Source organism: Pseudomonas fluorescens, from assembly GCF_000730425.1.
In the GTDB taxonomy this organism is placed as follows: Bacteria; Pseudomonadota; Gammaproteobacteria; order Pseudomonadales; family Pseudomonadaceae; genus Aquipseudomonas; species Aquipseudomonas fluorescens_X.
In genome coordinates, this window is record NZ_CP008896.1 from 367,108 (window position 1) to 388,658 (window position 21,551).

Consider the following 21,551-nt stretch of genomic DNA (forward strand, 5'->3'; position numbering starts at 1 on the left):
GGCTCCATGGCTGACACCAAAGCACTGACCGAATACCAGCAAGGCGTATTGGCCGATAAGGCCGACGAGGTTAGCAAAATCCAGAAGCTTCAAGCCTTCATGGGCACAGACGAATGGCTCGCGCTTGGTTCTGCGGAACACAACCGGATCGTTTTCAAGCTCGGCGCCCGGAATGAAACGCTGAAGGTGATCGACAAGCAGATCGAGGCGTTCGACGAGCCTCTGGCTGAGTAAGGAGTCCTGCAATGGCCCGCTACCTGATTGCCGCCATCGTTGCGCTGGTGATCGGCGTAGCCATCCAGACTCACCGCCTGGACAACGCCCAGACCGCTCATGCCGAGTACGTCTCAGGCATTGAGACCCAGGCCAAGGAAGCCAGCGAGAAGGCTAGGAAGGCGGAACAAGAACTCCAGGACACCATTGAACAGGTACGCAACGATGCAGCCAATCAAAAGATCAGCGATGACGCTCATGTTGCTGAGCTTGTTGCTATGGGTGTCAGCCTGCGCGAGCAACAGACCAAGCTGCTTGCCGATCGCGCCAATCTCCGTGCCCGCCTTGCCGCAAGAGGCCAGACAATCGAAGACCTTACCGATCTGCTCGCCCAGTTGCGCACAGAAGCTGACAACCATGCGGGCGAACTGGCAGCAGCGCTTGACTCAAGTCGTCGGGCCGGATTCGCCTGTGAAGCCAGCTATGACGCCATGAGCGCAAAGCGGCATTGATTTAATCCGCGCCACGTTTTCAAATGCGCCAAATCGTGGCGCGGAGCTGTCCGATGCATAACGTTACCCGCCTGCGCCACGCGCTCCCGTTGGGCCAAGACATCAACGCCGCAGTAAGCGCTCTCGACAAGGCTATTACCGATGCAGTGGATGCTGCCAAGGCAGCCGGGCTGCCCCAGGGGCTGATCGTGAGCTTGCTCCACGGCCACGCCCATGCGCAAACCCACCAGATGGTGTGCCAATGACCGCTAAAGTCCATGATATCGCCGACCACCGCCCGCACCTTAAGGTGGTAGCCAGTGATGGTGTCCACGTTCTTCCGCGTGAGCTTATCCAATCGGTGGTTGAGGGCAAGAAGCCGTCGACCATCCTGACCGAGTTGGTGGTGCGGCGAATCATTGAAGAGTGGCTACAACAGGTGACCGCATGACGACCATTGCCTACAAAGACGGAGTGATTGCCTATGACTCCCGAGTGACGCGCGGCTCTCTCATCGACCACGACGACTACGAGAAGCTGATCCATAGGAGTGGGCATCAGTTCCTGTTCACCGGTTGCGGTGCGGACTTTGCCGCCCTGATGGATGAGTTTTTCGGCATGAAGTCCAGCGATAAGCCGCTCGATGCGAACGGGCTGGTCGTCACCAATGGCAGGCTTTGCCAGATTGGTCGCGATGCCGAGAGCGGGTTCTGGGTGGACGAGGTGTGGATGGAGCGACCGTTTGCCATCGGTAGCGGGCGCGACTTTGCACTGGCTGCGATGGATATGGGCGCAACAGCCAAGGAAGCTGTCGAGGCTGCGGCCAAGCGCGATGTCTACACCGGCGGCACGATCCGTACTGTGATCATTAAAGAGGGGATGGCTGATGCAAAGACCACTGCCCCCGGCGTCACTGCTTGAGCTGTCCGATCTATCCGACTTCGGCATCCGCCTGACCCCTGCACCTGAAGTGTGGGAGTGGCTCCAGGCCGAGATCCTCGCCGACACCGGCATCATTCACAACGAAGACCATGCTCATCTTCTGGATGCAGACATCCGGATCATGTGGGCGTCGTCGAGCTTCGAGAAGCAGGGCCGCACAGTCTTGGGCCAGGCCGAGCAGGTAGCGTTCCGCGCGGGTGGTTGGCAGAAAGCCCGAATGGAGCAACAGATGCGTGACTGGTTCGGCGATGTGCCGGCCTTCATCATCACGCTTGCAGCTGACTACTGCGCCCAGTGCAGCGACATCGACTTCTGTGCCCTGGTAGAGCATGAGCTGTATCACATTGCACACGCCATGGATAAATACGGTCAGCCAGCCTTCAGCAAAGAGGGTGCTCCAAAGCTTGAGATGCGCGGCCATGACGTCGAGGAATTCGTCGGCGTCGTCCGCCGCTATGGTGCAAGCCCTGACGTTCAAGCGTTGGTGGATGCAGCAAACAGTCCTGCTGAGGTGGGGAAATTGAACATTGCGAGGGCCTGCGGAACCTGTCTGCTGAGATCGGCCTGATTCTTGACAGGCTCTAGACGGATGAGAATTTATGGCAGCCCTGAAAAATGAGGTGAAGAGCTTCATCGTTCAGGCGCTGGCGTGCTTTGACACCCCCTCCCAGGTGGTGGAAGCCGTCAAGAACGAATACGGGGTTGTGGTGAGCCGCCAGCAGGTGGAGACGCACGACCCAACCAAGTCTGCGGGGAAGGGGCTGGCGGTGAAGTGGGTGACCCTATTTCACGATACTCGCAAGCGCTTCCGCGAAGAGACCGCAGAGATACCCATCGCCAACCGCGCCTACCGGCTTCGTGGCCTGGGGCGAATGGCCGAGAAGGCCGAGAGCATGCGCAACCTGGCGCTGACCGCTCAGTTGTACGAGCAGGCCGCCAAAGAGGTGGGCGATGTCTACGTGAATCGCCGCCTCGAACCTGAGAAACCTCTGGGCTCCCAAGCGGACCAGCAGCACGCCGTTGCTGAGTACACCCTGGAGCCTGATGAGAATGTCCCCGCTACCCCGTACCTTTGACCCGCCGGTGAAGCTGACGCCCAAGCAGGCGAACATTTACTGCTGGGGTTTCCAGCCCGAAGCCCGCTTCCGCGATGCGGTGTGTGGTCGCCGGTTTGGCAAGACGTTCCTGGGCAAAGCCGAGATGCGCCGTGCCGCTCGCCTTGCTGCGGAGTGGGGCGTGAGCGTTGAGGACGAGATCTGGTATGGCGCGCCTACGTTCAAACAGGCCAAGCGCGTGTTCTGGCGTCGCCTGAAGCAAGCTATCCCCGAAGCATGGCGTGCGCACCGCCCGAACGAGACGGAATGCTCGATCACCCTCAAGTCCGGCCACGTCATGCGCGTGGTGGGGCTCGACAACTACGACAACCTGCGCGGCTCCGGCCTGTTCTTCGTCCTAGTGGATGAATGGGCGGACTGCCCGTGGGAAGCCTGGGAAGAAGTCCTGCGGCCGATGCTCTCTACCTGCCAGTACTCGATACCGGGCGTTGGCATGCGCAAGGGCGGACACGCGCTGCGTATCGGCACGCCGAAAGGCTTCAACCATTGCTACGACACGTTCCTCGATGGCCGGCCAGGCCATGAACCCGATCACAAGAGCTGGCTGTACACCTCGCTCGACGGCGGCAACGTCCCGGCTGAAGAGCTGGAAGCTGCCCGCCGTAAGATGGACCCTCGGACATTCCGGCAGGAATACGAGGCCAGCTTCGAGAACTACCAGGGCGTCGTCTACTACACGTTCAATCGTGAGGCTAACCGGACCAGCGAGGCTATCAAGCGCGGCGAGGCACTGCACATCGGCATGGACTTCAACGTCATGAAGATGGCGGCGGTGGTCTATGTCGTGCGTGACGGACTGCCCCTGGCGCTGGATGAGTTCCACTCTGTGCGCGACACGCCTGACATGATCGAGAAAATCCAGGCGCGGTTTGCGGGGCACAACATCGCCGTTTACCCGGATGCCAGCGGCCAGAACACCAGCAGCAAAAATGCCAGTGAGTCCGACCTGTCATTGCTCACGAAAGCCGGCTTCACCGTGGTGGTCGATTCCACAAACCCAAGCGTGAAAGACCGAGTGAACTCGGTAAACGCCATGTTCCTGAACACCTATGGCGAGCGGCGCATGAAGGTCAACATCGACCAATGCCCGCAACTTACCCAGTGTCTTGAGCGGCAGACCTACACCGACAAGGGCGAGCCTGACAAGAAGGGAGGCTATGACCATATGTGCTTCTCAGGAAGGACACTGGTTCAAACCCGCAAAGGCTTGGTTCGATTTGATGAGCTTCCCGAGTCCGGGGAGGTCATTGGGCCCATGGGTGAATTCGTTCCTTATCACTCTGCAGGTAAAACCGGCAATAAAGTAACCGTCAGGGTAGAGCTTGCTGGTGGTTACGTAATAGAATGCACTCCTGATCATAGATTCTTGACGGGAGATGGTTCATGGGTAATGGCGAAAGAGTTGTTGGGCCGAGAGTGCGTGTCCTTAGTGATACCGCGCAGGAGTTCGAGGGCGTCATCTATTACTTGTGCGGCAACTACTTTGCCGACTCAAGCTCAGACACGGAGCGCCGATTACACCGAGCCGTTTGGCTCGCCTACCATCTGCACATCCCGGAAGGCTTCCATGTCCATCATGAAGATGAGGACCGAAGCCATAACCAGATTGAAAATCTTCTCTGCCTTCCTGGTGGAGAGCATATTCGGCATCACAATCTGGAGCGAAGAGAAGAGCTTGCTGAGATCGGGCGAAAATATCAGCCTCGAACAAAGGAGTGGCATGCATCAGAGGCTGGAAGGCAGTGGCACAAGCAGCACTACCAAAACACTGCTGAAAAGCTTCACGCGCGCCACGAAGCGCCTTGCTCGTGCTGCGGGAAGGTGTTTCTCGCCAGCGAAAGTGTCAAAAACTCAGATGTTCGCTATTGCTCAAAATCCTGTAAGGCGCATGCGCGCAGACAGAGCGGCGTTGACGATGTTGCTCGAGTCTGTGGAAAGTGCGGAGCAGGGTTCATGGCAAACAAGTACAGCGCTCGTAAAAGCTGTGACACATGCTTTCCCGCTCGAAGAACAAAGCGTTTATTGCCTGACAGTGCCTGATTACGGGTGCTTCAAGTTAAGCGAAGAGTCCCCCATCGTCTCGAACTGCGACGCCGCTGGCTACTTCATAGCCAAGCGCTACCCAATCAACGCCGACATGACAGTCACCCAGCCTTTGAGAATGTAACCATGTCCAACGACCCAAGCATCACACTGGATGCCGTAGACCAGATGAGCGCCTATTGGGACGTGATTACGCCTCTGATGGGCGGGACGCTGGCCATGCGTGCGGCTCAGGCTTTACTGCCTAAGTACCCGGCAGAAGGCGATGAGGTTTACAAAGAGCGTTTGCGCCTGTCCACGCTGCTGCCTGCCTACTCCGAGACGGTCGGAAACATGACCTCCCGCGTGTTCGCTGAGCCGCTGCAACTGGGTGACGACGTGCCTGAGCAGGTCGTGGAGCTGGCCAGCAACATCGACAACGCGAACAACGACATCAACGCTTGGTCGGTGGACTTCTTTCGGGAAGGTCTCAGCCACGGCTTGTGTCACGCGTTCGTTGACCACCAGAAGGCGGAAGGTGTTCGCACTCAGGCCGATGAGAAGGCAGCCGGGGTTCGCCCTTACGTCGTCATGGTGAAGCCTGAGCAGGTTTGCGGGTGGCGCGTGCGTGATGGCGTACTGAGCCAGGTGCGTTACCGCGAAATGATCGAAGAGTCTGACGGAGACTTCGGCACCAAACGCGTCGCACAGATTCGCGTGCTGGAGCCTGGCAAGTGGACGACCTACCGCAAGCCTAAAGAGGGTGGCGTATGGGCGATTCACGATCAGGGGACAACCAACCTTAGCGTAATCCCCTGGGTGACGTTCTACACAGGGCGCACAGGCTTTATGACGGCTAAGCCGCCGCTGCTGGAGCTGGCCCACCTCAACATCAAGCACTGGCAGAGCCAGAGCGACCAAGACAACATCCTGCATGTGATCCGCGTTCCTATTCTGGTGCGTATCGGCGTGCAGGCCCAGTACGACAATCAAGGGAAGGTAATCCCGCCTGAGTTCAAGGTGGGCACTGGGGCGCTTACGGACCTGCCCATTAACGGCGACATGAAGTATGTCGAGCACACTGGCAAGGCTGTAGATGCAGGGCGTCAGGCTTTGTTAGACCTGATTGCGGAAATGCGTATGGCTGGAGCAAAGCTGCTCACGCCTGACAAGTCTGCCACCAAAACGGCCACGCAGGCCGAAGAAGAGGCTGCGCAGGATCTTTCCCCACTGTCGCGCATGGCGAACCACTTCGCCGACTGCCTGGCTCAGCTGCTCCAGTTCATGGCCGACTACCGAAGCCTGGGCGAGGGTGGCACGGTTGAGATGCGCGGCAGCTTCGACGTGGATTACATGCCCGAAGTGTCACTGCCCACGCTGGTGGCCATGGCGAACGCTGGCATGATTTCCAAGGAAACACTGTTCACTGAAATGCAGCGGCGCGGCGTGATCAGCGATGAATACGACTGGGCTGATGAGCTGGAAAAGATCGACTCACAAGGGCCAGCGCTCGGGGAGCTGTAAATGGCAACCGTCAACGAGCAGATGCAGGCAGCCTCCATCGGCCACGCGGTAGACCTACAACACCTCAGCAATGCCGAGGTTCGCAAGGTTATGCGGCTGCTCAATAGCGTGGACGCTGATCTGCGTGTAAAGCTGATGGAAGCGATTGAGCGTCTTGGGCCTGACTCATACACGACCAGACACTTAAACACCGTCTTGGCCTCTGTGTACGAGCTGAATAAGTCGGTTTACGCCTCGATTGGCGAAGCTATGGCCGAATCTGTTGTGAGCATTGGTCAGTACGAGGCTGGCTATCAGGGCGCGTTGTTCGCCAAGGTTATCCCTGCGCAGGTACTGGCTCAGGTCCGCCTGAGCACTGTAAGTCTTGCCCAAGTGCGTGGCATTGCGCTTGCTCGGCCATTCCAAGGGCGCTTGCTCAAGGAGTGGATGGGCGACCTTGAGGCGGGCCGGGCTGCAAAGATCCGCGACAGCATTCGCATGGGGATGGTCGAGGGGCAAACCACAGGCCAGATCGTGCGCCGCATCATGGGCACCAAGGCTCAGGGCTATGCTGACGGGATCATCGAGCGCAGCCGTCGCGACGTAGAGTCGATGGTCCGCACGGCTATTAGCCACACGGCGCAGGGCGTGCGCGAGTCCTACTACAAGGCTAACAGCGACATTGTTGCTGAGGTTAGCTGGCTAAGCACGCTGGATGGTAGGACTAGCGCCCCTTGCAGGCTGCGCGACCGCCTCATTTACACCAATGACGACGATCACGCCCCTGTTGGCCACAAGGTGCCCTGGCTCAGCGGGCCGGGCAAACTGCACTGGTGCTGCCGCTCGACTTCAACCCCGATCATCGCAAGCTATGAAGCCTTGAAGCAGGCCAAGGGGCTGCCAGAAGGTGTCAGGGCTAGCATGGATGGTCAGGTGCCGCAGTCAACGAACTATGGCGAATGGATCAAGTCGCAGGGCGCGGCAAGGCAGGATCAGGTGTTAGGCCCGGCGCGCGGCAAGCTGCTGCGTGATGGTGGTCTCGACCTCGATCAGTTCTACAACGACAAGGGCAAGCTGCTCACCCTTGATCAGCTACGCGAGCAGGACGCCGCGGCATTCGGCCGGGCGGGCTTGTAGTTTTCCGCGCCACGTTTAACGCGCTCACGAAACGTAGCGCGCACTTTCACAGCCTCGGCCATTGCCGGGGCTTTTTATTGCCTGTCTGTTCGGATGAGCGGGGCGCACTGGGCCGGATGGCCCGACAACTGGCCGGATGGCCTAGAGAGACGAAATGAAGCTGAAGCTCGATGAAAACGGCAACGCGGTTCTGCAAGATGGCAAGCCTGTCTATGTCCATGAGGACGGCAAAGAGGTGGCATTTGATGCTCATGGCACCGTGGCCACCATCACGCGCCTGAACTCCGAAGCCAAGGGCCACCGCGAGCGCGCCGATAATGCTGAGAAGGCCGTAAAGGCTTTTGAAGGCATCGACGATCCGGCCGCAGCCAAAAAAGCCCTGGCAACCGTAGCCAATCTCGACGCCAAAACACTGGTGGATGCCGGTGAAATCGAGAAGGTTAAAGCCGAAATCAGTAAAGCCTTCCAGCTCCAGTTGGACGAAGTGACCGGCAAGGCGCAGACCTTCGAGCAGCAGCTGTATGCCGAGAAGATCGGCGGCAGCTTCTCCCGCTCGAAGTTCATCGCCGACAAGCTGGCTGTTCCGGCTGACATGGTTCAAGCCACGTTCGGGCAAAACCTGAAAGTTGAAGACGGCAAGGTGGTCGCTTACGACGCCCAAGGTCAGAAGATTTTCAGCCGCGCACGCCCTGGTGAGCTTGCCGACTTCGACGAAGCTATCGAAACACTCGTCTCGCAGTACCCGCACCGCGACCACATCCTGAAGAGTTCCGGCGCCAATGGCGGCGGCGCTCAGAACGGCGGTGGCAACAACCAAAACACCAAGGGCAATTTTGGCGGGGGCAAAGACGACCGAGTCGCCGCTATCAAGGCCATGACCGCAACCAGTTAAGGAGTCACCATGTCCCTGTCGAACATGAAGGTATTCAACGATTACCTGAAGAAAATCACCATCGAAACTCTGACGCAGGACGTTGCGAAGTTCAACGCTGCCTCCGCAGGCACCATTCGCTTGACTACCCAAGGTATCGACGGCGACTTCCTGCAAGAGTCCTTTTGGGCTGGCCTGCACGGCGCGCAACGTCGTGTAGACCGTTACGCTGCCAACGGTGCTCAGGCAGCAACTCCGCTTGCTCAGAAGCAGTACGACTCTGTGAAGATCGCAGGCGGGTTCGGCCCGATCCTGTGGGAGCCTTCGCAACTGTCGTGGGTTCAGAAGAACCCCGAAGAAGCGCTGGAGGTGATCAGCCGCAACCTGTCCGAAGCCATCATGTCGGATCAGTTGAACACCGCCATCGCCGCCCTGGTCGCTGCCATCGGCAACCAGCCGGGCGCTACCAACGACGTTTCCGCCACTGGCGGCTTGAACTACATCGCTATCAACAACGCGCACGCGCTGTTCGGTGATGCTTCGCAGCGCCTTGTCGCCCAAGTGATGACCGGCGCCATGTACCACAAGTTGCTGGGCCAGAACCTGGCCAACGCTGAGCGCCTGTTCAGCTTCAGCGGCGTGCAGGTGGTCGATATTCTCGGCAAGGCCGTGATCGTTACGGATGCGGCCGCTTTGTTCGAGGCGGGCACTCCTGACAAGCAGAAGGTGTTGAGCCTGGCTGACGGCGCGGCGGTGGTGATGGACGGTTCCGACCTTATTACCAACATCGAAACCTCCAACGGCAAGGAGCGCATCGAAACCACCATGCAGGCTGATTACACGTTCGGCCTGGGCCTCAAGGGCTTCACCTGGGACACCGCCAACGGTGGAAAATCTCCGACCAGCGCTGAGCTGGCCACGGGCACCAACTGGGATCTGGTTGCGAACAGCATCAAGGGCTCGGCGGGTGTAATCACGATTGGCGACGCTGCCAAGTAATCGAGCGGGCGGCCTTCGGGTCGCCTGAACTATCTGCAAGGAGTCCGTCATGGGCGAGAAAGTCATTTACGAGAAACACCCTGTCACTGCTGAGCGTAAAGCTGAGCTGCGCCAGAAGGGCTACAAGATCATTGATGCCCAGTTTGCGCCGGCTGATTACAAGAATCCCGAGCCGATCAAAGCTGGCAAGTCCAGCGGTGGCAACAAGCCGAAAACCGAAGCAGAGAAGCAGGCCGCACACTCCGCAGAAGTCGAAGCGGTCAAGTCTGCGCTGACTGCCAAGAGCATCGAGTTCACCGCAGAAGCCACCCTCGATGAGCTGAAAAAGCTACTGGACGAGGCCAAGTAATGACCATTTACATCACCGTTGCGCAGGTTAACGAACTGCTCGGGGCTACCTGGGTGCCAGAAGACCAGAAAGCGCGCGCGGTGCTGATGGCTAATACCTGGTTAACCAATCTCGGCTTGCCTGAATTCGACCCGGTCCCGGGTGACGTGATCCAGGCAGGTGCAGAGATCGCCCGCGAGGCCGCAGCAGGCAACATTTACGGCAGTGTTGAGACCGGCGTGCTGAGCAAGTCGGTTGATGCTGATGGCGTGTCGAGCAGCAAGTCTTACTCGGCATCGTCTCGCAAAATCAGTGCTGGTGAGTCGTTCGCCATGGCGCTGCTATCCCACTACTTGGGTGGTAACAATGGGCAGACCAAGATCGTGAGGGGCTGACATGGGGCTGCGCGACGAACTACAGGCAGATCTGGCCGAAGCATTCAGCACAGACTTGGCAGACGCTGTACTGCCATTCACGGGCACCTACACAGTGCCCGGCGCATGGGACCCTGTGACCGAGACGGACACCAGCGTCGAGGCGACTTACACCGGGCGCGGCGTGCTGGGCAAGTACGAAACCAGACGCATCGACAATATCAATATCTTGTCGAGCGACCTGAAACTGACGGCGCTCACCAACGAGGTGACTGGCCGCCCGGCCGAGGGCCATACGATCAATGCTCCGGATCTGGCAGACCGCACTCAGTTGGTCAGCTACCTGGTGAAGTCGGTTCAGGTTGACCCGGCGTCCGCGACGTTTCGTATTCAGCTGAGGGCAACCTAATGGCCATACGTGGAAGCTGGAGTGTGCCGCCCAGCCTATTTGCTGACGTAGTTGAAGAAGACCTAACGAAGCGAGTTCGAACTATTGCTCTCGCAATGCTTCAAGAGATCGTGCTGCGTTCTCCTGTTGATACCGGTCGGTTCCGAAACAACAACATCGTAAGCATCGTCAGCCCCGTTTATGCGTCCACGGTTGAGACTGATGCCTCTGGTGCAGGGACTATCTCCCGCGGCGCAGCTGCAATGAGCGGCCTTGAGCCTTATACGACGGTATTCATTCAGAACAACCTCCCTTACGCGCAAAGGCTTGAAGATGGTCACTCTAAGCAGGCGCCTCCAGGCGGAATCTACGCAGCCTCATTCCACGGCGTATCACAGGCGTTCAAATAATGACCTTTGAGCAGATCCGCAACATCATCACCACGCGAATGACTCAATGGACTGGAATCCCTGCAAGTGATGTTGATTACCCCAACTCGCCGCAGCCCTTCAATCCTGCTGGGCGGGCGATATGGGCGCGATTGGCGGATATTCCTGCGCTGTCCTCAACCCCTGAAATTGGCTTAAGCCCGAAGGTGCGCCGTACAGGGTTGATCGTCGTTCAACTGTTTGTCCCGAGTTATAAGGGCACGCTTGCAATCACGCGAGCCGCTGACACGCTTGTCGAGCACTTCGAGTACTACAGCGACCCATCTGGTCCTTTTGATTGCTTCGCCGCCTCAGCGCAAGTTGTGGGCGACGACGGCCTTGGCTGGTACCAGGTCAACGTTCGAATTCCATACAGGGCGTACTAAGCCCAGAACATCCACCGCCACATGGCGGTTTTTTTACGCCTATTGATAGGAGAAACACCCCATGTCCAGTGGTGCCAAGGTCTCAACCGCGTGGAAGCGCGAGATCACCCCAGGAATCACCCCGCCCGGCGACTGGAATGTCCTGACCCGGGTCAGCTTCGGCTTGCTGCCGACCTACAACTCGGAAGAGAACAACGAAATCGGCGTTGATCGCATGGCCCAGGGCACGGCCCAGACTACCGTTGACGTTGGCGGCGACGTGGAGACCAAGCTGCGCTTCGGCGCCCTGGATGAATTCCTCGCGTCCTGCTTCGGCAAGGATTGGGCCGGCAACGTCCTGACCATGGGCAACGACCGGATTTCGTTCTCGATCGGCTCCTACGCCAGCGACGTGGGTATTGCGGCGATTGCCCGCGGCGCCCAAGTGGCGACGATGAACTTCGATATCCCGAACGACAACGAGATCAACGTAACCACCACCTTTGCCGCGATTGCCTGGGACGACAAGGCCGACAACACGTCGTTCATCGTCAACCCTGTGGCTGAGACCAACCAGCGCCGCTACGGCTTCAAGGACGTAACCGGCCTGAAGATCAACGGTGTTCAGTTGGGCGAGGACAATGCCTGCGTCGACAGCTTCAACCTGCAGTTCGACAACGCCGTCCAGACTCAGCGCTGCATCGGTAACGGTAACCCGTTCCCGGGAAACATCATCCCGACCACGTTCACCCCGTCCGGCTCGATCACCATGAGCTGGTCGAAAGCGGCCTACACCTACTGGAAGGCCCAGCAGACCGGTGATGCGCTGAGCTTCGAGTTCACGCTGAACAACGCCGACGGCGGCTACACCTTCTTCCTGCCTGAAATGGAAGTCAGCGGTGATTGGCCAGACGGTGGCTCGACCGACATCATCCAGGTTGAACTGAGCTACACCGGCCGCCGCGTACCACCGACGATCACCCGTCTGCCAGCGCCAATCGTTATTGCTGCCGTAGCGGTAACTCCGGCCACCGCCAGTGTTGCCGTTGGCGAAACTGTCGACCTGGAAGCGGCTGTAACTCCGGTAGGCGCAAGCCAGCTTGTGACCTGGACCACTTCCGATGCCACCAAGGCTAGCGTCAGCGCTACCGGCCTGGTCAAAGGCGTGGCCGTTGGTACCGCCACCATCACGGCTACCAGCAAAGCGGATGTCACCAAAACCGACACTGCTGAAATCACCATCACCGCTTAAACCCTTTGCCCGGCGCGCCCTGCGGTGCGTGCCGGGCCTTTTACCGCAGAGGAATTTATGGCTCTCGTCATTACTCAGGCTCCAAAGCTGGACCTTGAAGGCACGCGCTGGGTCGATATCGACAAGGGTGTGAAGGTCAAGATAGGGTCAGCAGGTAACCCAAAGTTTAAATCTCATCACGCACTGATCCAGCGACACCAGGCCGTGGTGGATTCTCGCTACGGTGTCGGCACGGATGGTTTTGATCCAGCGAACACTGAAATTTCCGAGATTGAGAGCATGGATGACATGCTGGTCGATCTAGTTTGCAAGCACCTGATTCTTGATTGGGAGGGAGTGGAGGAGGCCGAAGCTCCAGGTGTCGACACTCCATACACTCAGGAGCGCGGCAAGCTTCTCATCGCTGTGCGCCCAGACGTGTACTTCATCGCCCTCAAGGTGGCGAGCGACATCGCCACGCGTGCCGAAGAGAAGGTAGCCGGAACCGTGGGAAAGCCCTCGCGGCGTACCAGTGGGGCCGCGACTGGGCAGGCCAAGCCAACGAGAAAAAGCGCTGGAAAGAAGAGCGCTTAGGGGGCGGTGTTCCAGAAGCGCCTGTAATTGATGGCGTGACCTCCGAAATACTTCAGGCCTACGCAATCATCGGCCGCTCTCGGCAGTACGTGGGAATGATGGGGGCGCCCGCTCCAATCGGTCCAGCCGCAATCGGCGATTACTTGAGTAGGTACCCCTCTGCGATAAGTCGTGAGGAGTTCGACTCCGCCATTTTCGCCCTTGACGATGACTTCCGGAAGAGCTGGGAAGAGCAGCAGGAAAGGGACAATCCCAAGCCACCGAAAAAACCGTAACCCGCTCAGCGGGTTTTTTAACGCCTGGAGAAAGTTATGGCGCAGGAATCCCGGCTCTCGATAGTCATCGACTCGCGAAGCGCTCAACAGCAGGTCGACGCACTCAGAGGCAGCCTGAACAGCCTGCAAAACTCTGGTTCCCAGGCTACGGTCAGTGTTCGCGGGCTTGGGTCGGCTGCAAAGGCTGCGGCAGGCGCATTGGCTGGGATCGGTGTTGGTCGCCTAGCCAGCAGCCTGCTGGAGATGACTGATCGATTCAAGACCATGTCCGGCCAAATCAACCTGGTCAGCACCTCGACCGCCGAGGCAGCCCGCACTTTCGAAACACTGAAGGCGATGGCGAACTCCACAGGCTCAAGCCTGGAAAGCACCGTAACGCTGTTCACCCGGATGTCGAACGCCACCCGTGGTGCAGGCTTCTCCCAAGAGCAGCTGCTCAAGGCGACGGATGCGGTCAACAAGGCGTTTCTGGTATCGAGCGCAACGCAGCAGGAAGCAACAGCGGCAAGTATCCAGCTTTCCCAGGCAATGGCATCCGGCGTACTTCGCGGAGAAGAGCTGAACAGCGTAATGGAACAGGCGCCGCGTATCACTCGCGCTCTGTCCGAGTACCTGGGCGTGTCCAATGGACAGATCCGCGCTATGGCTGCCGAGGGCAAGATCACATCCGAAATAGTGATGAACTCCCTGCTGCGCTCGCTTTCGTCCCTGAACAAAGAAGTGGCCACCATGCCGCCTTTGTTCGAGCGTGCATCGCAGGTGCTGAAGAACAACTTTCTCGCCGCAATTGGCCAGGTTGATACCCAGCCGGCCATTGATTCCGTGAAATCTCTGGGAGAGGCGTTTGCGTCTCCCGAGATCATCAGCAACATCAAGGCCCTTTCTACCTCCCTGTCGAGCATCGCAAGCATTGGGGTTCAAGGGTTCCAGGGCCTGGTGTCGAATATTGACGCCCTGATTGCAGTTACCGGCGCCTACGCCGCCCGGGTTGGTACCGGGCTTGTCATATCTTTGGCAGCAGCAGCAAAGGCCCGCTATGACTCGATAGTTGCCACGCAAGCGCAGATCGTCGCAGAGCGCCAAGCAACACTTTCGGCAGCAGATGCAGCCGCACAGGCAAGTCGAAGCGCTGTCGCCGATCAGGCTGCAGCGTTGGCGACTGCGCAGCGGACATTGGCTGAAACGGCTGCGGCCAGAGCCTTCCAGGCAAATGCGCTGGCGCAGATCCAGGCGGTTCAGGCGCAGCTTGTCGCAGATCGAACTCTTGAGCAGCAACGTCTTCGTGCACAGATTACCGATGTTGGTCGTCAGCAATCCTTGGCTCGCCTGGCTGAAATCCGTTTGGCGGAGGCAGCAGTCACCACTCAACAGACAGCAGCTCAGTCGGCACATAATCAATCGTTGAGCGCGGAAGTTATCGCTCAGTCACGCGTAACTGCCGCAAACGTGGCATTGGTTGCATCGCGAGAAGCTGACACGGCTGCAGTCTCAGCACAAAGTGCAGCACAATTACGCCTTAATGCTGCACAAAGCACGGGCGCCCGAGCCTCTTCCGCGTTGCTTGGTCTGGCAGGTGGTCCTATTGGTTTGCTGACCACGGCCATCACTGTGGCCGCTGGCGCGGCGCTGTACTTCGCCACCAGCAGTGATAGCGCAACACAGTCGCTTATCGACCAAAATCTCACGATCGACGACTCGATTTCTAAGTACCAGAAGTTGACAGCTGAACAGCAGCGCTACCAGTCCGCAGCATGGATGGAGTCAGAGCGTAAAGCCCTGGAATCAGCTACGAGCGCACTGAACGACTATTTCAACCGGGCTCAGGCTGGCCTTTCTTCGGTTGGCTCGTCGGGTGTCGAGGCGGTCGGCGAATTCCAGCGGATGTTTGACCAGGTCAAGTCCGGCCAGCGGTCTCTCGACTCCCTGACAGCGTGGATTAGCAGCAACACGCAGGTGTCCGCTGTTTACCGTGATGAACTGGTCAAGCTTGCCGCGTCGTACTCAAGCAGCAGCCAGAAGGCCGCCGACTTCCAGGCACTGCTTGGGAAGAGCAAGGAGCCGCTTGATAAGGCGGCGGCGGGTGCGCGAGCTCTAGCTGATTCTCAGTCTGCATCCTCTGCCGCCGTATCGGGCGGGGCTCAGGCTTGGGATAAGTACATTTCGCAACTGACCCAGACCAGAGACCTGATAGGGGCCAATGCATCCCAGGAAGCCGCGTACAGCGCTGCCAAAGCAGGCTTCAATACACAGCAAATTGAATACGCCCGCCTGATAGGCCAGCAAACCGATCTGCTGAAGAAGTACGAGCAGGCAGTCAAGGACGGTAAAGCCGAGGAGCAGTCGCGCCTCAAAGTCCAGCTGACAGCCTCTATCACTGCTTCGGAGGCGATCAAGGCTCAGACCGAAAGCCAAGCCCAGTCCATGAAAAAGATGGCTGAGCAGGCGGAGTCGAGCGCGAAGCGCCAGGTTGACGCAATTCAGACGGTCATTGATCAAACGGTTCGCTATGCCAAGGGCTTGTCGCTGGTCGAAACCTATCAACCAAAACAGAACCTTCAGGGGTCGTCGCTGCTCACATTCGGACAGGCGCAGCCACCGAAGCAGGAGGCGAAGGCGCAAACGAAGACCGTCGCGCAGATGGTCCAGGATGTTCTGGACCAGATCGACGGCAACACCGACACAAAGACTAAAAAGCCAAAGGCTGAAAGTGGCCTTGCCAGCAAACTAAGCGCCGCTCAAACGGCGTTTGACGGGCTGTATAAGGCAGCACAGCCAGCCAAGTTTGCGCTTCAGGAGTACGTAGAGAAGCAGGGCCAGCTGGCTCTTCTGCTGTCCAAAGGCAAGATCACTCAAGACGAATACAACCAGGCGCTCGCCCAGGTATCCGTCAACTACGCCGCCGCCATCAAGGGCGCCCAAGGCCTTACCCAGGCCGAGCAGTACCGGGCGCAGCTTGAGAAGCAGCTCAGCACCCAGCGCACGCAGTACAGCCTGGAGGCTGCCGGCGTAGGTATGGGCGACCAGCAGTCCGCCCGACTTCAGCAGCGCGTGCAGCTTGAGCAGCAGACCAATGACCGAATCCTGCAACTGCGTACCGAGCTGGCCAACGCCACTACGGAGAAGCAGCGTCAGGACTTGCAGGCGCAGATCGCGCTAACTCAGGAGTTTCTGCCGAAGCAACAGGCAGCGCTGACAGCGGGATGGGCGCAGATGGATCAGGCAATGCTCAGCCCGCTCAATGGCTGGACTGCCGCCCTGCAGAACTTCCAGGCCAGCGCCACCAACGTTGCTGGACAGACCCAGGCAATGTTCACCGGGGCGTTTAGCAAAATCACCACCAGCGTCGGAAGTGCGTTTGAAAAGATGACCTTCGATGGTCAGACGTTTGGTGAGTCTGCAACCCAAGTTATCCGGGGGCTTGCGGGTGGTGTGGTTAACAGCCTTGGTCAGATGGCCGCTCAATGGCTGGTCAACCAGGGCATCCAGCTTGCATTCGGGCAAACCTCCGCGGCGCTCGCGGCGCAGCAGATTGCTCAGGTAGGCGCAGTGACCGCCGCTGGAGCTACCGGCGCGGCTGCCGTGGCCACGGCGAAGGTTGCCGCAGACGGTGTCGCTACAGCCTCAAGCGTGGCAGCAACAGCTACTACGACGGCGGTACAGACAGCAGCAGCCGGGACAACGCTGGCGGCCTGGCTGCCGGCGGCACTTGTCGCGTCTATCGGCTCGTTCGGTGCTGCCGCGGTGGTTGGTGGTGGCGCTCTGCTGGCTGCCTTCGCGCTGATCAAGGGGTTTTCGACTGGCGGGTATGTCTCTGGTTCTGGCACAGGGACCTCGGACAGCATCCCGGCACGATTGAGCGACGGTGAGTTCGTTGTAAATGCCAGGGCCACCAAGAGCAATCGTGCGCTTCTTGAGGCAATCAACTCTGGTGAGCGTGTATCGACGTCCAGTGGCGGTGCGCTGAATGTCGGTGTTACCCAGTCGCAAGCGCCAGTGGTGCAGCTTTTCGAAGATGCTTCAAGGGCCGGGACCGCGCAGACAAGCAGAGAAGGGGACCGCGACTTCATCAAAATATGGGTAGCGAACATCTTTTCTGATGGTGAGGCTGACCAGGCAATGCGCGCTAAATACGGACTCCAGGGGCAAGGCTCATGATCGAATACCCAGCAGAGCTACCGCTCCCGCTGCAAGACGGCTACGCGCTCGAAACCCCTGTAGACCCCATGCTTCGCACGCAGATGGAGTCAGGCCGAGCGCGGCAGCGGCTCAACTTCGACGAGGTTCCCTACCTGATCAACGCCAAATGGAATTGCGACAGCAACCAGATGGCGTTTTTTCAGGGGTGGTACGCGAGGGCGCTTTCACAGGGCGTTGAGTGGTTCAAGGCCACGCTCCTTACGCCGACCGGCTTCAAAGAGTACGAGTGCCGGTTTACCGGGCACTACACCGGGCCGACGCTCGTTCAGGTCAGGCGCTGGGAGTTCGCCGGCACCCTTGAGCTTCGAGAACCGCCACTGATCCCGCCTGGCTGGGAATTGTTCCCGCAGTACTGGTTCATGATGAACATCATCGATATGGCAGCTAATAGGGAGTGGCCAGAACCATGACCCCTATATTTGTACCAACGGTGGCGGTATCCATTCTTGAGCAGACCTATCGCGAGGCAGTTGCTTCGGGCGGTAAGGAGGCATTCGTTCGAACGCTGGAGATTACATGTCCAGCGTGGGACGAGCCGGTCCTCATATGCAACGGGTTCAAGGATAGAGTCTGTGGAACCGAGGATGGGCGCCTGCTCGCGTTCACTGCGGCGAACATCGGAATCGCTCTTCCCCAGAAGAATAACAAAGGTAATCAGGCGCTGGCCTTTGCCATAGACAACACTACGGGAGTGGTCCAGCAAAGGGCCGACGAAGCCCTGGATGCAAACAAGAAGGTAACGGCTGTTTATCGAGTCTACCTGGCCAGCGATACATCTGCGCCATGCGATCGGCCTTACCGCATGACTCTTCAAAGTGACGCCTTCGAAGGAAACTCCTCGAATTTGCCGTTTGGTTTCTTCGACCTGATTGGCACCTCCTGGCCGCGCGAGCTTTACAGCACCAACTTCACCCCCTGTCTCAAATACCTCTAAAGGCCTCCTTATGGAATGGATCAATTCGTACCTGTCTTGCAGGTATGAGGATGGCGCGCGCGGGCCTGAAAAGTTCGATTGCTGGGGAATGGTTCGGGACGCACGCCATCGGCACCAGGGCATGCGCCTCCTGCCTAGCTGGGGCCATGTGCGCAACACCGAGCCGAAGGAGTTCACCCGGGCGTACCGCAATGAGGCTGAGCACATGGAGGTTTGCCAGCCGGAGCCAGGGGCTATTGCAGCGGTCATGCGCGGGCACATCTGCATCCACGTAGCCCTAGTGGTCGATGCCGGAGACCGCCTGAAGGTCTTGGAGATCAACCCTACGCGCGGCGCCCGATGCCTTCCGCTGAGCCAGTGGGAGCGCGACCACAACACCGTCATCTATTACCGGGACAGACAATGATCTCAATCTATCCAAACAAGATCGTTCCGTTCCCGGCCGAGACGCGTGAGGTGTCTCAGCGACAGAGTTTGCTTTCGTGGTTTCACGCAGACGGCATGTCAGAGGAAGTTGAGCCCGCGGCGCTGCCGGTGAGCGTGTTCATCAATGGTGAGCGCGCGCTGCCGACTCAATGGGCAACTATCGAATTCGGCCCCGAGGACTGCGTCGAGATCTACCGGGAGCCAAAAGGCACCGACCCGTTCTCTATCACCCTGGCGCTGGTGTTTGGCGCCAAGGCCGTGATGAGCGCGCTGATGCCAAAAATGCCATCGCTGAACAATGGCGGCGGCATGAAGCGCGGTAATGATCTCGGCTTGGCCACCGTCAAAGGAAACCAGGTAAAGCTGAACTCCCTAATCCGGGAGATTGCCGGCAGACAGCGCCCTTACCCGGACTATGCGATTCCGCCAAACCGTTACTTCCGAGACCCGCGATCTCAGTGGATTGAGATGCTCTTGTGTGTTGGGCGCGGGAAATACCAGATTCCTGTCGGCAACATCACTATCGGCGATACGCCGGTAATCTCCTTGGGGGCTGATGCCGAGATCAAGATCTATGGCCCAGGCGCCGACTTGACCGCTGAATCTGCCGCCAAGTGGTGGCACTCAGCGCCAGAGGTTGGGGCTACCTCGACCGGTACCGCAGGCATCGAGCTGAAAGCAACGTATGCCGTTGCGCCGGTGCCGGTGGCTCAGTCCTACCAGTTTGCTGGTTTCACCATCTCTATTCCGGACGGCGCAGGCGAATTCCCACTTGGCTGGGCCGCCGGCATGCTCGTTCGTGTCGAAGTTGGCTATCCCTACACCGTCGTTGATGGTGGTGCGGCTCGGGACATTATCAAAGGAGACCTTGGCCAGGTCGCCCCATTCGTTGGGATGGAGATCGAGATCGTTGGTGCAAGCGCCGGCAACTACGTTGTTCACTCGTATACGCCAGGCGTTGGCGGTGCACCAGATGAGATGACCCTCAACTGGGCGGATGGCGGTGCTGCTGTTGGTCTGCAAACCGGCGATGTGTCCATGGGTATAGGCTTTCGCGGCCTTCGCTACAGGATCACCTCTGCGAGTACATCGGCGATCACAGTCGATCGCCTTACGAGTGATGGCGAAGATGATGAGGCGTGGCCAGGGTTTGACGCACTTTCGACAACGCTTGCAACGCTGAGGCTTGATGGCTCCACGCAGGAGGGTGATTGGGCCGGGCCATTTCCTGCCTGTCCGGATGGCGTCACCACCAAAACTATTGCATGGGACGTCTTCTTCCCCCAGGGCCTGGCGATTGTCGACTCAAAGGGATGGGTAGGGCAGAACGGCGTACAGGTTGAGCTGCAGTACCGGGATATCACCACTGCAGGTGCTTGGACCTCCGTCTCAATACCGTACTACGCCGCCACGCTCGACCAACTTGGGTGGACAGAAACCATCACGATTCCTGTCGCTATGCGTCCAGAGGTGCGCATGCGCAGGATTGGGGCGAAGTCCACAAGCACCCAGCACGCCGAGACAGTCCAGTGGTACGGGCTTCGGGCGAACCTCGCGGCTCCAACGAGCTACGCCGGCGTAACCATGATTGCTCTGAGGGTCAAAGGCGGCAACAGGATTGCCTCGCAATCTGAGAGCCAGGTATCCCTCATCGCCACCCGTATCCTGCCGGTTCGTCGTGGCGGGGCCTGGGCAGCCGAAGAGCCAACGCGCGATATTTCGGCCTGGATTGGCCATGTTGCGCGCAGTGTTGGGTATTCGGTTGACGACGGGAATTCTGACATCGATCTTGCCGAGCTGGATCGCCTGCACGCCATATGGACGGCGCGTGGCGATTATTACGATCGGTCAATAGACACGCCCAGCACCGTCAAGGCCTGCATGATCGAGGCGCTGCAAGCCGGGTTCGCTGAGCTTACGATTGATCGGGGGCTGATCCGCCCGGTGCGTGATGAGCCGCGCGGACCAGAGTTCGACCACATCTATAACCCGCAGGTCATGACCAAGCCTCTGAAACGTGAGGCTGAGCATGTGACAGCCGATGATTTCGATGGGATCGACGTCGAGTACCTGAGCAGCAAGACCTGGCAGGTCGAAACGGTTGAATGCCGACTTGCAGGTGACCAGGGCTTAAGGACCGAGAAGGTTCGGCTGGAGGGCGTAGGCGATGAAACACGGGCCTGGCGCTGGGGGATGCGCCGCCGCCGTCAGCAGGTCTACCAGCGTAAACGCTACAGCTTCACGACGGAGCTGGACGCACTCAACAGCGGCTACTTGGACTATGCGCTGCTTGGAGATACAACCCCAGGATACGGCCAGAGCGCCATGCTCAAGGGGTATGCCCCGATGGGTTCCGAGCACATGCTGGTCTCATCCGAAAGGCTCAACTGGTCCGCCGGAGGTGAGCACTGGATTGCATTGCGCCGCCGCGACGGGAGTGCATCCGGGCCCTATAGGGCAGCCCGCATTGACGACTACCGACTGACCATTCCAAGTCTGGACTTCACGCCAGTACTTGATAGCGCCATGGACGCGCCAGTGCTCCAGTTCGGGCCCAAGACAAAATTCTGCTATCCCGCGCTCATCAAGGAGGTGAACCCAAGCGGAACTGTCAGCTGCAGCGTCACAGCCGTTAATTACGATGCTCGCGTCTATCTAGACGACAACAACTTCCCGCCGGCATAGCCGGACACCTTGCGCAAGCCCGCCACTGAGCGG

Annotated in this window: 24 protein-coding genes and 1 pseudogene; all 25 read left to right on the plus strand. The window is 58.8% G+C overall.

Annotation, left to right across the window (positions count from 1 at the left end; genetic code table 11):
- Positions 1-6: 6 nt before the first annotated feature.
- On the plus strand, positions 7-234 hold the full coding sequence (locus HZ99_RS01435; RefSeq protein ID WP_038440808.1) for a hypothetical protein: 228 nt from the start codon (positions 7-9) through the stop codon (positions 232-234).
- Positions 235-245: 11 nt separating this feature from the next.
- Positions 246-725, plus strand: a complete 480-nt coding sequence (locus HZ99_RS27335; protein ID WP_051902985.1) for a DUF2514 family protein — start codon at positions 246-248, stop codon at positions 723-725.
- Positions 726-778: 53 nt separating this feature from the next.
- Positions 779-970 carry a hypothetical protein gene (locus HZ99_RS01445; RefSeq protein ID WP_038440810.1) on the plus strand — a complete coding sequence of 64 codons (192 nt, stop codon included), beginning with the start codon at positions 779-781 and terminating at the stop codon, positions 968-970.
- A complete protein-coding gene (locus tag HZ99_RS01450) occupies positions 967-1,155 on the plus strand; it encodes a hypothetical protein (RefSeq protein ID WP_038440811.1) in 189 nt (62 codons plus the stop codon). The genes HZ99_RS01445 and HZ99_RS01450 overlap by 4 nt, the downstream gene beginning before the upstream one ends.
- A complete protein-coding gene (locus tag HZ99_RS01455; RefSeq protein WP_038440812.1) occupies positions 1,152-1,625 on the plus strand; it encodes a proteasome subunit beta in 474 nt (157 codons plus the stop codon). Before HZ99_RS01450 ends, HZ99_RS01455 begins: the two co-directional genes overlap by 4 nt.
- Positions 1,591-2,214, plus strand: coding sequence for a putative metallopeptidase (locus HZ99_RS01460; RefSeq protein WP_038440813.1), 624 nt, complete (start codon positions 1,591-1,593; stop codon positions 2,212-2,214). Before HZ99_RS01455 ends, HZ99_RS01460 begins: the two co-directional genes overlap by 35 nt.
- A 31-nt stretch (positions 2,215-2,245) precedes the next feature.
- On the plus strand, positions 2,246-2,722 hold the full coding sequence (locus tag HZ99_RS01465; protein ID WP_038440814.1) for a DUF2280 domain-containing protein: 477 nt from the start codon (positions 2,246-2,248) through the stop codon (positions 2,720-2,722).
- A gap of 781 nt (positions 2,723-3,503) precedes the next feature.
- Positions 3,504-3,920 (plus strand): annotated as a pseudogene (locus tag HZ99_RS29465) (terminase); the annotation flags it as partial.
- 224 nt (positions 3,921-4,144) lie between these two features.
- Positions 4,145-4,801, plus strand: coding sequence for an HNH endonuclease signature motif containing protein (locus tag HZ99_RS29470; RefSeq protein ID WP_080727763.1), 657 nt, complete (start codon positions 4,145-4,147; stop codon positions 4,799-4,801).
- Between the two features lie 129 nt (positions 4,802-4,930).
- Complete coding sequence (locus HZ99_RS01480) at positions 4,931-6,307, plus strand: DUF4055 domain-containing protein (RefSeq protein WP_038440816.1); 1,377 nt, start codon at positions 4,931-4,933, stop codon at positions 6,305-6,307.
- Positions 6,308-7,423 (plus strand): hypothetical protein, encoded by a 1,116-nt coding sequence (locus HZ99_RS01485; protein WP_038440818.1) that lies wholly within the window; start codon positions 6,308-6,310, stop codon positions 7,421-7,423.
- Positions 7,424-7,577: 154 nt separating this feature from the next.
- Entirely contained in the window at positions 7,578-8,315 is a 738-nt protein-coding gene (locus HZ99_RS01490) for a DUF6651 domain-containing protein (RefSeq protein WP_038440820.1), read from the plus strand.
- Between the two features lie 9 nt (positions 8,316-8,324).
- The gene (locus tag HZ99_RS01495; protein WP_038440822.1) at positions 8,325-9,293 is read left to right on the plus strand and encodes a major capsid protein; all 969 of its coding nucleotides are present in this window, start codon (positions 8,325-8,327) and stop codon (positions 9,291-9,293) included.
- A 49-nt stretch (positions 9,294-9,342) separates the two neighbouring features.
- Entirely contained in the window at positions 9,343-9,642 is a 300-nt protein-coding gene (locus HZ99_RS01500; protein ID WP_038440824.1) for a hypothetical protein, read from the plus strand.
- On the plus strand, positions 9,642-10,016 hold the full coding sequence (locus HZ99_RS01505) for a hypothetical protein (RefSeq protein ID WP_038440825.1): 375 nt from the start codon (positions 9,642-9,644) through the stop codon (positions 10,014-10,016). Before HZ99_RS01500 ends, HZ99_RS01505 begins: the two co-directional genes overlap by 1 nt.
- A gap of 1 nt (position 10,017) precedes the next feature.
- Positions 10,018-10,404 carry a hypothetical protein gene (locus HZ99_RS01510; protein ID WP_038440826.1) on the plus strand — a complete coding sequence of 129 codons (387 nt, stop codon included), beginning with the start codon at positions 10,018-10,020 and terminating at the stop codon, positions 10,402-10,404.
- A 95-nt stretch (positions 10,405-10,499) separates the two neighbouring features.
- A complete protein-coding gene (locus tag HZ99_RS01515) occupies positions 10,500-10,793 on the plus strand; it encodes an HK97 gp10 family phage protein (protein WP_371913999.1) in 294 nt (97 codons plus the stop codon).
- Positions 10,793-11,197, plus strand: coding sequence for a phage tail terminator-like protein (locus HZ99_RS01520; RefSeq protein WP_038440828.1), 405 nt, complete (start codon positions 10,793-10,795; stop codon positions 11,195-11,197). Before HZ99_RS01515 ends, HZ99_RS01520 begins: the two co-directional genes overlap by 1 nt.
- Positions 11,198-11,258: 61 nt before the next feature.
- On the plus strand, positions 11,259-12,428 hold the full coding sequence (locus HZ99_RS01525; protein WP_038440829.1) for a phage tail tube protein: 1,170 nt from the start codon (positions 11,259-11,261) through the stop codon (positions 12,426-12,428).
- 57 nt (positions 12,429-12,485) lie between these two features.
- Positions 12,486-13,001: a hypothetical protein gene (locus HZ99_RS01530; RefSeq protein WP_051902987.1), complete on the plus strand. Its 516-nt coding sequence runs from the start codon at positions 12,486-12,488 to the stop codon at positions 12,999-13,001.
- A 311-nt stretch (positions 13,002-13,312) separates the two neighbouring features.
- On the plus strand, positions 13,313-17,431 hold the full coding sequence (locus tag HZ99_RS01540; RefSeq protein WP_038440833.1) for a tape measure protein: 4,119 nt from the start codon (positions 13,313-13,315) through the stop codon (positions 17,429-17,431).
- On the plus strand, positions 17,428-17,883 hold the full coding sequence (locus HZ99_RS01545) for a hypothetical protein (RefSeq protein WP_038440835.1): 456 nt from the start codon (positions 17,428-17,430) through the stop codon (positions 17,881-17,883). Before HZ99_RS01540 ends, HZ99_RS01545 begins: the two co-directional genes overlap by 4 nt.
- Positions 17,880-18,407 (plus strand): DUF1833 family protein, encoded by a 528-nt coding sequence (locus HZ99_RS01550; protein ID WP_051902991.1) that lies wholly within the window; start codon positions 17,880-17,882, stop codon positions 18,405-18,407. Before HZ99_RS01545 ends, HZ99_RS01550 begins: the two co-directional genes overlap by 4 nt.
- A gap of 10 nt (positions 18,408-18,417) precedes the next feature.
- Positions 18,418-18,813 carry a hypothetical protein gene (locus HZ99_RS01555; RefSeq protein WP_038440836.1) on the plus strand — a complete coding sequence of 132 codons (396 nt, stop codon included), beginning with the start codon at positions 18,418-18,420 and terminating at the stop codon, positions 18,811-18,813.
- The gene (locus tag HZ99_RS01560; protein WP_038440837.1) at positions 18,810-21,518 is read left to right on the plus strand and encodes a host specificity factor TipJ family phage tail protein; all 2,709 of its coding nucleotides are present in this window, start codon (positions 18,810-18,812) and stop codon (positions 21,516-21,518) included. Before HZ99_RS01555 ends, HZ99_RS01560 begins: the two co-directional genes overlap by 4 nt.
- Positions 21,519-21,551: the final 33 nt, after the last annotated feature.